Here is a 13,368-nt window from a genome sequence, read left to right as displayed (position 1 = left end):
GGTGGAATTATGAGAATGACTTATGATGAAATAAAAAATGATTCAGAAGTGATAGCCTTGCAGTTTGGGTTGTCTAAAAAAGAGGTCCCTTCATTCTTCTCACCCTTAAAAAGAATGGGATTGCACTTGTTAGTGTATTTTCTGTTTTCTTTTTTTTCTTATTTTTTAATGCCTGAAGGATCTGATAAGTTAGCATGGTTTTGCGCTTTAGCTTTTGGGGTTGTTAATTGGATTTTTATAATTGGTTTTATTTTTGGCTATGAGTTCATATTCAGTGTTGTGAATGACCCAAAAGTCAATGAGCTAAAGCTGGTTAAGGTACTTAAACGTAAAGTTCGCGCTTATGGCATGGTGTGGCTTGTTTCTCTGGTTCTTTTGGGGGGTGTTTCACTGGTTACTGAAATGAACTTAGGAGCGCTTGTAATAGGGAATTTTATTATTAGCTTGATAGGGTTGTTACTTTTTAATGTTGACATATCACGATACCAGATCTCTGGTATGTTAGGGGTGGCATCAGCATTAAATCAAAGCTTTAAAAAATAGAGTTCAATTCTAAAACTTCGCAATCTTTAATTGGGTTGCGATTTCCCTTTCGAGGTATAAATGTTAATTCATCTAACCCCTTCTTTTTTTCTTAATTACTCCGATGTCTCTGTTAACTTAATCGACGTGGAAATTCCTGAGTTAGGCCTGCATCTGCAGAATGAAAAGGATATAACCGTCCGCTTTCCTGCGCCCAATAAACGGCTGCATTACGTCTGCCGTAAAAAAGGGCGCAAGGCCGTGTACGGCATTCTGCTGAATACGGATAAAAACGTCACGGACATTACCGTCATTACGCGCTGGGCCGTGCAGGGTGAAGTTTCCACGCACCGGGTACACATGCACATCGTGGGTGCCGACGATGCGGCTACCGATGTGATTCATCTCTGGAGCGGCGTTTTTAATACCCCCTTCCGGGATAAAGCGCCGGACCTGACTAAAAACTGGATCCCGGCGGCGTGCCAGCCCCGCCTGAGCGTCTGCGCCGGTGACAGGCCGTCTGAGCGCGAGCCGGCAATCTGGCGCCTTGCGGACGCAGCCGGGATTATCCGTCAGCAGACGGAATACTTCACCGCCGCCACCGTTGAGCCCGAACGCCTGCTGACGCCCGTTCGCAGTAATGACCGGCTGCCGGCGCTGGAAGACGCGTTTGACTGCAGGGTGCGGGAATATGCGGACACGCTGCGCGTGCTTTATGCCTACCCGGGCGTGACCGTCTGCCCGGTGACGGAGCATGAGGAGCTTATCGAAAGCGACCTGACGGAAGAGGGAAAGCGCGATGCGTTCACCGCGATAATCCAGCCCGTGCTGCAGGAGGTTCGCGCGGTCTGCCCGGTGTTTTTCACCAATACCACCAACCTGATGAACAGCGTCCGCCGCTTCTCCGCGCACTTCCAGGCGCTGAGCGACGCTGACAAGCAGTTTGTTGAATACCAGATTAATCAGCCCCTGTTTCGCGTTTCAGTGAGCTGAGACCGCCCGCCGCACGGCCTGACGCACCCTGCGTCTGGCGGAGGAGGCGGAACATCACGTCAGCCCATCCGGGCACGTTCGCACCGTAACTAAACCCCGCGCAGCAACCTGCCTGGATTTCGCCTGCCCGCAGCTCTGCGCGCCTGTCTCTGTTTCCACATAAAGGACTTTCCATGAGCCTCAACGCCCGCGACTTTACCCAGGGCGGTCAGGTGATGAAATACATGATCGGCATGTTTGTGCAGATCATGAATATCGCCTCCTACTGGGTCGTGCTGTTTTCTGCACTGGTATTTTTCAGCTGGATGCTGCTGCGCCTTACGCTGCAGGAGTTCATTCACGGCAGCGCCTACTGGTTGATCAAGTGGCTGATTATGCCGCTCGCGAAGCTTTCCGGTAAGCCTTCGCAGGCCGGCTGGACCTTTCACTTCGAACGACCCAACGGTGAAGTGGTGGCGTTCAAGCACACCGCGCTGCAGGTGATGAATGACCCGTACTTTGTGCTGATGGGCCAGCACGTCAAGGACACTGCGTTTTACGGCTGGGGGATTTCAGCCTTCAGTTTTGTCGCCGCCATTATGGCCATTACCTGGTTTCTGGGCAGCAAGGGTGCGAAGCAGCGCGAGAGTGAACTCACCGGCGGCCGCATTCTGGCGACGAGCCCTGCCATTGTGAACCGCCTGCTCAAAAAGGCCGGCGTGATGTCCCCGCTCAGCATCTGCGGACTGCACATTCTGAAAGACTCAGAGATGCAGAACTTCGGCTTTCACGGCACCGTCGGGTCGGGCAAGAGTACCGCGCTGAACGACCTGCTGCGCCAGCTGCGCGAGCGCGGCGATCGCGTCATCGTATACGACAAAGGCAATAACTTTATCCCGACTTTTTACCGGCAGGATAAAGACCTCATCCTTAACCCCTTTGATGCGCGCTGTGCCCCGTGGGACCTGTGGGAAGAGTGCAAGACCATAGGGGACTTTGAGAACTTCGCGACTTCCCTGCTCCCGGACAGCAGCGGCAGCAGCGATCCGTTCTGGGTGCTGTCGGCCCGCTCGCTGTTTGTGGCCACCGCGCGGCGCATGGCCCGCGAAAAGGACCGCAGCATCGGCGAGCTGCTGAAAAAGCTGATGTCCATCAGCCTGGCAGACCTGCGCGCGTTTCTGGAGGGCACGGACGCGGCGAACCTGGTGGACGGCAGCATCGAGAAGACCGCGATGACCATCCGCACCATTCTGACCACCTACGTCCGCTCGCTGCGCTACCTGCAGGGGCTCGATCAGGACGGCCGCCGCCCGTTTAACATCCGCGACTGGCTGCACACCGAGGACGCGAGCGGCGATAACCCGTGGATATTCATCTCCAGCGACGGTCAGAACCACAACGCCCTGAAGCCCCTGCTGAGCGCGTGGCTCTATATGACCATGTCCGGCATCCTCGGGCTCAGGGCCGACCGCAACCGTCGCATCTGGATTTTCCTGGACGAGCTGCCGTCCCTGCACAAGCTGCCCATTCTGCCGGAGTTCTGCGCAGAGGGCCGTAAGTTCGGCGGCTGCACCGTCGCCGGGCTGCAGAACTTCCCGCAGCTGGAAGAAACCTACGGCACCAACGCGGCCAAGTCCATCTGGGACCTGCTGAACACCCGCGTCTTTTACCGCGCGCCCAGCGGCTCGATTGCGGACTGGGTGCAGAAGGAAATCGGCGAACAGCGTCACAAGAAATTTAAAGACCAGTACAGCTACGGCATCGACATCATCCGCGACGGCGTGCAGTTCTCCAAAGACGAGGTCAACGAATTCCTGGTCAGCTATTCCGACGTGCAGAGCCTTAACGACCTGGAGTGCTACATCACCCTGCCCGGCGAGTGGCCGGTGGTGCGCATGAAGCTGCCCTGGAAGCCCTACCGCGAAATCGCCGAAGGGCGCATTCCGCGTGACGTGGAAGACGCGTTAGACCCGGACATCGAGGCGACACTTGCGGGCGAAACCGCCGACAACCAGGCCGGCCAGATTGTCGGGCGGCTGTTCGGTGACACGACTGAAGCGGCAACTCCGGCAGGTGAACAGAGTGTGGGCAACACCGGGACCGCTGCCGGTACGCAGAGCACAGCGGCTCCTGCTGAAAACGCTACGGCGTCGTCTCCAGCGGCTCAGGCAGCGGCTGCCGAAGCAGGCGGGCGCGTTGTGGCGCTGCCGCCTCCTGCAGCCGAATCGGCACCCTCATCTTCCCCGGAAACCACAGCGCCTGCGCCGGCCCCACAACAGGAGGCAGAGCAGCGCCTGCAGGTGATGGACGTGGTTAAACATAACAGCGCGGATTTTGGTCTGGACCGCAACTGAGGTGAATCATGCTGTCTGTCTCTGCAGTTAAAAGCGCCGGTAAGGCCGGCGCCTACTACACCAACGAAGATAACTATTACTTTCTCGGCGAACAGTCCACGGAGTGGTACGGCACCGGCGCGGAAAATCTGGGCCTTGAGGGGCCGGTTAACCGCGATACCTTTGTGGCGGTGCTGGAAGGCCAGCTGCCGGACGGCACCGACATGCGCCGCATGGAGGGCGGAGTCAACAAACACCGTCCGGGCTATGACCTGACTTTCTCCGCGCCCAAGAGCGCCTCGGTGCTCGCCCTCGTGACCGGCGACACCTTCCTGGTGGACGCGCACAAGGAGGCGGTGCGCCGCACGCTGGACGAGGTGGAGAAGCTCGCCACCACGCGCACCATGACCGACGGCATCACCGAGATGGAGAAGACCGGCAACCTGGTGATCGCGACCTTTATGCACGATACCAGCCGCAATCTGGACCCGGCAATGCACACCCACGCGGTGGTGGCCAACGCCACGCTCTCGCAAAACGGCTGGAAAACCCTGTCCACCGACATTAACGGGAAGCAGGGCTTTACCGACGTGGTCTGGAACGAGCAGGTCAGCATTGGCGCGCTCTATCGTGGCCACTATCGATCCATTATTGAGCCCGCGGGCTACCAGACCGAGGACACCGGGCCGCGCGGGGAATGGGACATCACCGGCGTGCCGGTTAAGCCTTTTTCCTCGCGTCGCCAGGACATTCTCGATTTGGTCGGTGAAGACGCGACGGCGAAGCAGAAAAGCATGGCTGCGCTGGACTCCCGGCAGGCCAAGCACTTTGAAGACCCGGAGACCCTGCGCGAGCACTGGCAGACGGTCCTGAAAGATACCGGCTTTGACGTGCAGACGTTCAGGGAAGAGCTGGCAGAGCGCCAGCAGCAGCGTGAAGCCGAAAACGCCGGGCAGGAAAAAAAGACCGCCACGCCGCCGGCGCTGGAGGGCGCGGTGCGGGATGCCATTGAGCGGCTGTCGTCTAAAAGCGTGCGTGTCACCTATGACGACGTGATGACCAGCGTGCTTAATCACGTCCCGGTCGCCCCGGGCGTCTACGGGCAGGCCCGGAGCGCCATTGACAGCGCCATCGGCCACGGCCAGCTGATCGCCGTGGACAAGAACCAGACGCTGTTCACCACCGCCGCCCACGTCCGCGACGAGGCGCGTCTGTCACAGCTGGCCGCCGGGCTGGCGGAAAAGCGCGGTGGGCTTACGGCGCCTGCGGGCGAGCGTGGCGTGCTGGCACAGGTGGCCGATGCCGATCGCGCGGTGTCGCTGATTGACGTGCGCGGCGGCACGCAGTTCATCAGCGACCTGAACCGCAGCATTATGACGATGGCCAGCGAGAGCCAGCGTCCGCTGGTCGTGGTGGCGGCCGACGGCGCCGCGCGTAAACGTCAGCTGGCGACCTTCGGGGATAAGCCCGGCGTTCAGCTTATGACGGCGGAGGAGATGAAAAGCGCTGAGCTGCCGGCGCGCCCGCTGGTGCTGGTCGCGGAGGCCGAGCGATTCAACACATCCGGGCTGCACGATGTGCTGAAGACGGCGGCGCAGCACGACGGCACCGCGCTGGTGACCGATACCCATGCCCGACGCACGGCAGGTTTTGCGTCGGAGGTGCTGAGCGCGGCGGGTGTGAAACAGTTCACCGCCTCGCCGAAGACCGAAAACGTGCGCGTGACGATGGTGCAGAAGGACACGGTGGAGGACCGGCTCAGCGTGGCGGCGCGCTACTACGCGCAGGAAAAAGCGCAGGGCCGGCAGGTGTCGCTGCAGGCGGGCAATGCGCGCACGCGCGACCAGCTCACGACCCGGACCCGGGAAATCCTCGCCGACGAGGGGCAGCTCGGCCGGGTGCTGGGCGAGGCCACGGTGCGGGTACCGGTGTGGCTGGACGCCAGCAACCGCAACGACCGCAGCGTCTACCGCGCGGGCATGGTGCTGGAGCATCATGAGGGGCAGGGCCAGAAGTCGGTGTTCACCATCGCCGGCGTCAGCGAGCGGCATAACCTGCTGACCCTGAAAGACGAAAAGGGGCAGACGCAGGGCGTGAGCATCAGCAGCATCGACAGCCACTACCGGCTTTACCGGGAGAAAAAGCTGGAGCTGCGCGAGGGTGAGCAGCTGCGCGCCACGGCCGATCTCGGCAGCCGGGCCGTCAGCGGGGAGCGACTGACCGTTACCGGCGTAAAGGAAGGGCGCTGGCTCTTTAAGGACACCATCACGATGGAGAACGCGAAGGGCGAGCGTGTCAGGCTCGACCGCAACGCGCCGCTCTACGCAGACTACGCCTACGCCGAGTCTTTTGGCGCCAAGCGCCGCACGGAGGGGAGCGTGGTGGCGGTGCTGGCGGGCAAGGAGGTGAACGACGCGACCGTCAACATGCTGCGCCGCAGCGGCTCGGACGTGATTGCCTTCACCCCGCTGGACGAGGCCACCATCGGCCGCCGCCTGGAGGAAAACCGCCCGGTGGTCAGCGTGACGCAGGGCATCAAATCGCTCGCCGGGGAAAGCGAGCTGACGGACGCCCTGCGGGAGCTGGAGTCCCGGAAGATGTCGCAGCCGGAGCGCGCGATGCGGCTGGCCATCGAGAAAGCCACCGGCACCGACGTGACGTTCACGGGCGTCCGGGCGCTGGCCGGGGTGATGAACGCCGACCGCAGCATCACGCCCGAGCGCGCGCAGGAGGAGCTGTCACGCCTGGTGCAGCGCGGGGAGATTTTTGAACTCAGCGAGGAGCAGGGCGCCGCCGGGAAGTACATCTCCCGCGAGAACTTTGAGAACGAGGTGTCCATCCTGCGTCACGTTGCCGAAGGCAAAAACAGCGTGAAGCCGCTGCTGGCAGGCGGCCTGAGCGGTGAGAAGGCCGCCGGGCTCACGGACGGCCAGCGCGAGGCGGGCAACCTCATCCTGACCACCCGCGATCGCTTTACCGCCATTCAGGGCTATGCCGGCGTGGGGAAAACCACGCAGTTTCGCACGGCGGCGGCGGCGCTCGCCGCCGCAGACAACGCTCCGGACATTCGCGGCCTTGCGCCCACGCACCGCGCCGTCAGCGAGCTGTCCGGGGCGGGTATTCCTGCGCAGACTATCGCGAGCTTCCTCAGCGAAAGCAGCCAGTGGCAGGCCGCCGGACAGGCGCGCGACTTTCGCAATACCGTGTTCGTTATCGATGAGTCCTCCATGAACGGCAACGCCCAGCTGGCCTCCCTGATGAACGTCATAGCTGAAGGCGGCGGCCGCGCTGTGCTGAGCGGGGACCAGGACCAGCTGAAGTCGCTGGAGTCCGGCGCGCCGTTTGCACTGGCTCTGGAGCGCAGCGCCGCCGACGTCGCGGTGATGAAGGAAATCGTGCGTCAGATCCCCGCGCTCAGGCCCGCCGTGGAGGCGGTTATCGCCGGCAACGTGCGAGAGGCGGTGCGCATCACAGCGGAGACCAGCCCGCAGAGCGTGCCGCGCCAGCCGGACGCATACGTTCCGGAGAGCAGCGCAATGGATGGCAGCAAGCTGGCGCAGGCGGCAGGGCCCGCAGGTGAGGAGGCCGAAAAACCCGACCTGACCGGAATGATTGCCGACGACTACGCCGGCCGGACGCCGGAGGCGCGCGACAACACGCTTATCGTGACGGAGCTGAACGCCGACCGCGAGGCCATCAACAGCGCCGTGCATAACCGGCTGCAGGCGCAGGGGGCGCTGGGTGACAGCGTCACGGTGCCACTGCTGGTACGAATCAACAACAGCAACGCCGATCTGGGCCGACAGAGGTTCTGGGAGGCGCAGGAGGGCAACGTGGTGCGCCGGGGCGAGCAGTATTTCCGGGTGAGCGAAACCGACACGGAGAGCGGCGTGGTGCGCATGGCCGGGCTTGATGGCGCGCCGGACCGCTGGATCAGGCCTGCCGAAATGCGCAAGGAGGACGTGGCGGTATTTAAGGAGGTGACGCGGGACATCAGCCCGGGTGAGAAAATCCGCCTGACGGCAACGGACCGCGACCGCAACGTGCGCGCGAGCGACATGGCCGTGGTGTCAGGCATTACGGAGGAGGGAAAAATTCTGCTCGATACCGGCGACCGGCAGCTGTCTTTCGATCCCGCCGCGCGCTACGCCGACCGCCACATGGACTACGGCTACGCCGTCACCACCTACAGCTCGCAGGGCGCGTCCGTGAAGTACCTTATCGGCCTGTTTGGCGAAGAGGGCGCCAGAGGCCGGATGGCGGCGATGGACAGTACCTACGTCGAGCTTTCAAGGTCAAAGGAGCACGTTCAGACCTACTTCGACAACCTGTCTGGCTGGGCGGCGAAGGTGGAAAGTAAAAGCGGGCGGCGCCAGACGGTACACGACGTGCTGATGCGGGCGGAGGACGTGCGGGCTGACCGGGAGATACAGGCGTGGGACAAAAGCCTGCCGGTATCCGGCACGCGCCTGGCGGACCGGGTCGATCAGGACCTCACGGCGGACGCGCGCTTTATGGCCGGGAAGACGCCGGAAATGCTGTGGCCGGTTCTCAACGAGCACGGCCGTCAGCGCGGGAACTGGCACGTTCCTGTGTCGCCTTCCAGCGGAGAGGTAGACTTTTCAGCCGCCCACTATGAAGGGGCAGCGGACGGCAGTCGTATCGTGCTGCAGCGAGGGGAAAAGCCCGGAAAGGTGCTGGAAGCCGCGGATGTCGCGGAGGCGCTGCAGCTGATGAAGGACAACCCGGAAAGCCCTGTCGTGCTCGCTGCTGATCACAGTGAACGTCCGGATGCCAGAGGTGCGTCGGCAGCAGCGACGTCGGGTGGAGAGGAGCTGGACCGCCGCGAAGCCGAGGCGCTAGAGAAAGCCGTTAAGTCCGCGCTGGGGCAGGAGGAGAAAGAGCCGGAGCCTGTTGCGCCCGAAGAGGCGCGGAGCACACCGGACGAACGGGAGAGCGAACGCGAGGCCGCCCTAGCCACCGAGCTGGAAGAGCTGCAGGAGGAGGCATTTGATTATCGCGACTACGTCCTGACCCCGGAGCGGGATGACCGCGCCATGATGAACGACGAAGTGAGCGTGATGCGCCACGAGCGCAGCGAACCCGAACCTGAGTTTGGCCATAAACCTCAAAAAACCCTGGAGTAGACCCTATGACATTACTGCTGATTGCGGCCACCGTGGCCGTTTGCCTGATGATGCTGATGGCCTGGCTGCCCGAGTTCCGGGCCGAAGGTGCGCTGCTTCGCCGCTGGAGTAAGGGCGGCGGTGAGAGCTGCTGCAGTGAAACCGTGCAGAACGTGGTGGACGGCTTCATTGAGAATTTCTCTGCAGCACATAACCTGACGGAAGCTGAAACGGCGCGTATCTGGAAGATGAAGACCCGCCCGGGCATGATGCCGGTGACCCTGCTGCTGCATCCGCAGCTGGTCACGCGTGAAAAGGGACGCTTTGGGCGTGGGCGCAACCTTACGTCCGTGTTTGTGGCCACGGGCGTCAGCGCGCTTATTATGCCGCCGCTGGCCGGTATGGCCATGCACAATATGAGTCTGTGGCTGCTGCCCTTCCTGAACACGGCGGTATTTTTTGCCGGGCTGCAGCTGCTGCGCTACGCGTACTCGGATTTAGGTCTGCTGAACGTACTGGTCACGGGTAAGCCTGACTGAAAAGAAACGGCCTGCCGCCCTGCGGTTGGCCGGTCCCTCGCGTACGGGATTAAAAATCCCGCACGCTCACGACCCCGGATTGCTGACCGGATGCAGTCTGGAACATGGACGATTTTCTCACTCTTCTTTTATATGCATGCGTATTCTGTAAGGCGACAAGGCAACTACCGTTGCCTGAAGCTGTTAGCGGGATCGTTATGTTTATCCCCAGTCAGCCCTGACTCATTTTGAGCATGGCTACAGCGTCATTACCCGGCATCTGAAATTGCACCCGGTGCCGGGCGGCCACGTCCAGCGCAAACACCCGCGTGTAAATCTCCGTAGACTTGGCGCTCTTGTGCCCGAGCAGGCTCTGCAGCGCCTTGAGCGGCGTGCCAGCGTAAAGCATGTGCATGGCGTAGCTGTGCCGGAAGGTGTGCAGCGTCACCGGAACGGAAAATGTCACGCCCTCTGACGCCGCTGCCTCTACCGCTTCGTTCAGCCAGGTGCGGGCGGTGCGATCGGTGATGTCCCACAGACGCACTTTTTCCGTCCGGCCAGTCTTCTCACTCCTGCGCTCCAGGGGGATGCGCAGGGTAGCGATCATCATCTCCAGCTGCGTCACGTACTGCGCGTCTGACAGCGGCACCAGGCGATGCGGCACGGAGCCAGCGGGCAGACGACCGGCCCGACGCTCCGCCTTTTCCTCGCGTTGCTTGAGCGTGGCCAGCTGCACGAACGGGTACTGCTGGCGCAGCAGAAAGTCTCCCCGGGTCAGCGCCAGCGCCTCGCTGATGCGCGCGCCGGTGTTCCACAACGTAGTAAACAGCATTTTGCGCCGCAGGTCGGGCATGAAATGGAGCAGAGCGCTGACCTCCGGTGCCAGCAGGTACTTTGGCAGGTCGTCAACCAGCGCGGCCATCTGGCGCAGAGCCAGCGCGGACGGGTAATCGATGGCAACCGGCAGCTGGCTGGGCGCTGAGGTACTGACAAAACCTGGCAGGACTGGCAGGTTCATACCGACTGTACCCCTTTTTCAGCTTCTGCCATGTTATTGCTCGCTGTCCTTACGGAGACGCCAAAGGGCGTTTCCCCGATTTCCTTTAATATGGGCGTCCAGCCATTGCTGAACCAGCCGTCCGGATCTTCACCGTTAAAAATCTGCTGCAACCAGCGGGCGGACGAACGGCGAGGCGAGTCCTGAAAATAGACATGATGATGCTGACCAAAGACCGTCGAGAATCCAAAATTGGGGTGCTCAGGCGTCCAGTCATAGGTGTTAATAGACAGCCGGGCACCTTCTGTTTTGAGAAGAAGAAGGAATCTTTTTAAATTCCCGTATCCGCCGCTCCTCATGCCGCTGCGCAGATAAAATTCAGTGATGACACCGGACGTGATCCGTTTTGTCTGCACATCCTGACGTAATATGATCAGAGTGCCATCGTGCATACCACCGTCTACTCTCAGAAACTCAAACGTGTAATCGCTTTTACTGCTGGCAGGAAAGAAAAACTCCCCATACCCCTTAGATCCAATATCAACAAACGGAAAGGGCTGGCCCCTTTCTCCGAGTAACCAGTCAGCAGAGGCATCAAAGTTATGAGCAATCCGGTCTGCAAGCTCAAACGTCAGTTCCTGTCGCCCTTCCATTATATCCATCAGAAGTCCAGGCGAAGTATCCAGCTGCCTGCCTAACCGGACCAGATCAAACGTATCCAATGGTCTGGCGCCTGCATATTCCCGGAAATAGTTGTCAGCCATCAGCCGGTCAAACAACCACTTCAGCCGCTGCCCGGTTTCAAGCTGCCATTGTTCCCGTTCTGTGAGAGCAGGTCCTTCGTTATCAGTTGGCTGATAATATTCCCGCAAGGCAGTCCGGATTTCCCCTTCAACCGAGCGCTCATTTTTCATTGCTGACTGCTCGATACGCTGGTAGAGCGCATCATCCACATTCCGGGCCTGAATTTTTGCCATGACTCAACCTTTATTCCTGAAGGATGCAGCTGGCAACAAGCTCATTAAAAAAAGCTCCTGCGCCATATAAGGCATTCATAATCACATATGTACTCTTTTTGAGTCAATTGGAATGCATGGTAGTTATGGCGTGATGATAACCATGATAATATTTACCATGGGAAATTACCGGGTGCCCGTTGCGCGCACATCCGACTTTTTCCTCAATGCAGGGTTTTCCGGAAGCGTAGCACGGCGGCGGGGCGGGGAAAAGCCCGGCAGCGCCGGGTCCCGCAGCCGCCTTTACCCCATATCTTGTATGCTTTGCAGCTGACCGAACCACTATATGTAGTTACCTGCGCAGAAAACCGCCGTCCAGGTCAAAGGATCCGGTTCTGCCTTTTTTCGGATCCCGGATGACAAAACGCATGATATTTCCTGTAAATGCAATTATTCATAACATTTATATTCATATATGTTAAAAGTGCGAAATTAGCATCAGTTGTTGGTTATTATTAAGATTTCAGCAACAAACCGTATCCCACCCGCTTCGTTAAAAAAACCGAAGGTCATCAGAAGCGCTCACTGATCGTTCCGGGCTGAGACGGTGGCAGCGTCACGGGTAATGTCTCTATTTTATTGGTCGTGAGGAAGGCCGGATAATGGCCAAACTAAGAAGCCATAGCATTGGGGGCAGCCTGCTGATCTGGTATGATCGAGCAGAGGCTCATCTCAATGAGCAATCCCCGCAACAAATTTTTTCGGGGTGCAACAGACCCTTTAGTGTCCAGGCCTGAAAAAAAAGAAAGCACGGTCTCTGAGAGACTACGGTCCTTACGCAACCATACCGGTTAGCGAGCTTTATATTTTCATTATGACTATCTGTATAACAGGGGAATGAATGTGATTAAAAAAATATGCGAAGTGATTGATGGAGAGTATGTCTGTGACATTGATATCAGTGTGGAAGAATGGAAAACTTTATTAACAAATGATAAAGTTTTTGACACAAAAAGTATTGCAGCGTTAAAAAAATGGTTTATTGAGCCAAATCATTCCTGCACATGCTTCGATATTGGTAAGAAGTACGACCTGCACAGCATGAGTGCTAATGGAGTCATAAACGGACTGGGTGGCAGAGTTCAAAAAGAACTTGGTAGATTCGAGGTTAAAGGTGTCGGAAATATCGCATCCGGTACAAAATTCATTACCGTAATGAAGAGTAAAGAAATCGGCGGAAAACCCAAAAGAAACTTATGGACAATTCGTGAGGAACTTGTTCAGGCAATTAACGAACTGGATTTTTTTGGTACAACAGAAATGGCCAGCAGTGAGTATTACTCTGACGATGAGTTGATCAATGCCATAGAGAAAAGTAATATCTTTGACAACGTTCAGACGTTTGAATATACAGGGGAAGCCAAACCAAAGAAAAATGCAATAGAAGTAAAAAATGGCCTCTCGTATCCCAGGAGTAAAGGCGTATCCCAAAATGCGCTGAATAAAGCAGGTTACAGATGTGAAGTCGATAGTGACCACCCAACATTCAGAAGGCGAAATTCATCCTTAAATTACACAGAACCTCATCACATTGTACCTATGTCCAGGCAAGATGCTTTTGACACATCTCTTGATGTTGAAGAAAATATCATATCTCTGTGTTGCAATTGCCATAAACAAATTCACCTTGGTCAGGGTTATGAAGATATGCTGAAAGAAATATACACTGCGCGAAAAAGGTTATTAAAAAAAGTTGGTATTGATATATCACTGGAAAACTTGATTCTTTATTACAAAATGGAAAGTAAGTGAGATTCAAACGAGAGTGATACCTTCGTTTTATTGGTCGGGATGAACAGCAGATGATGTTTCCGGCAAGTATCGGGTCCAGAAACTTTCTGTTAAAAAAGAGGTAAAAGTAGTCTTGAGCCCTGACTGCGAATT

At 58.1% G+C, this 13,368-nt stretch carries 8 protein-coding genes; 6 read left to right on the top strand and 2 right to left on the bottom strand.

The annotated features are described in order from the left end of the window. The first annotated feature begins 9 nt into the window (after positions 1 to 9). The 5 genes from Q9R34_RS17610 to Q9R34_RS17590 all read left to right on the top strand — a co-directional run bounded on the left by Q9R34_RS17610 (position 10) and on the right by Q9R34_RS17590 (position 9,492). The gene (locus Q9R34_RS17610) at positions 10 to 543 is read left to right on the top strand and encodes a hypothetical protein (protein WP_485895378.1); all 534 of its coding nucleotides are present in this window, start codon (positions 10 to 12) and stop codon (positions 541 to 543) included. Between the two features lie 60 nt (positions 544 to 603). Then, positions 604 to 1,515: a DUF6012 family protein gene (locus tag Q9R34_RS17605; RefSeq protein ID WP_485895376.1), complete on the top strand. Its 912-nt coding sequence runs from the start codon at positions 604 to 606 to the stop codon at positions 1,513 to 1,515. Between the two features lie 173 nt (positions 1,516 to 1,688). Further along, positions 1,689 to 3,848 (top strand): type IV conjugative transfer system coupling protein TraD, encoded by a 2,160-nt coding sequence (gene traD, locus Q9R34_RS17600; protein WP_485895374.1) that lies wholly within the window; start codon positions 1,689 to 1,691, stop codon positions 3,846 to 3,848. Between the two features lie 8 nt (positions 3,849 to 3,856). Further along, positions 3,857 to 8,974: a conjugative transfer relaxase/helicase TraI gene (traI, locus tag Q9R34_RS17595; protein ID WP_485895372.1), complete on the top strand. Its 5,118-nt coding sequence runs from the start codon at positions 3,857 to 3,859 to the stop codon at positions 8,972 to 8,974. A 5-nt stretch (positions 8,975 to 8,979) separates the two neighbouring features. Beyond that, positions 8,980 to 9,492: a hypothetical protein gene (locus Q9R34_RS17590; protein WP_485895370.1), complete on the top strand. Its 513-nt coding sequence runs from the start codon at positions 8,980 to 8,982 to the stop codon at positions 9,490 to 9,492. Between the two features lie 211 nt (positions 9,493 to 9,703). Here the strand turns inward: Q9R34_RS17590 and Q9R34_RS17585 are convergent, their stop codons facing one another. Next, the gene (locus Q9R34_RS17585; RefSeq protein WP_485895368.1) at positions 9,704 to 10,489 is read right to left on the bottom strand and encodes a site-specific integrase; all 786 of its coding nucleotides are present in this window, start codon (positions 10,487 to 10,489) and stop codon (positions 9,704 to 9,706) included. Continuing rightward, positions 10,486 to 11,445, bottom strand: coding sequence for a FitA-like ribbon-helix-helix domain-containing protein (locus tag Q9R34_RS17580; protein ID WP_485895366.1), 960 nt, complete (start codon positions 11,443 to 11,445; stop codon positions 10,486 to 10,488). Before Q9R34_RS17580 ends, Q9R34_RS17585 begins: the two co-directional genes overlap by 4 nt. Before the next feature lie 882 nt (positions 11,446 to 12,327). Here Q9R34_RS17580 and Q9R34_RS17575 point away from each other — a divergent pair. Next, positions 12,328 to 13,236 carry an HNH endonuclease gene (locus Q9R34_RS17575; protein WP_007374408.1) on the top strand — a complete coding sequence of 303 codons (909 nt, stop codon included), beginning with the start codon at positions 12,328 to 12,330 and terminating at the stop codon, positions 13,234 to 13,236. Positions 13,237 to 13,368 lie beyond the last annotated feature (132 nt).

This window comes from Enterobacter sp. BRE11 (assembly GCF_031844285.1).
Classification (GTDB): domain Bacteria; phylum Pseudomonadota; class Gammaproteobacteria; order Enterobacterales; family Enterobacteriaceae; genus Pantoea.
Note: the sequence above shows the minus strand (reverse complement) of the source record. Positions and strands in the feature narration are given on the sequence as shown.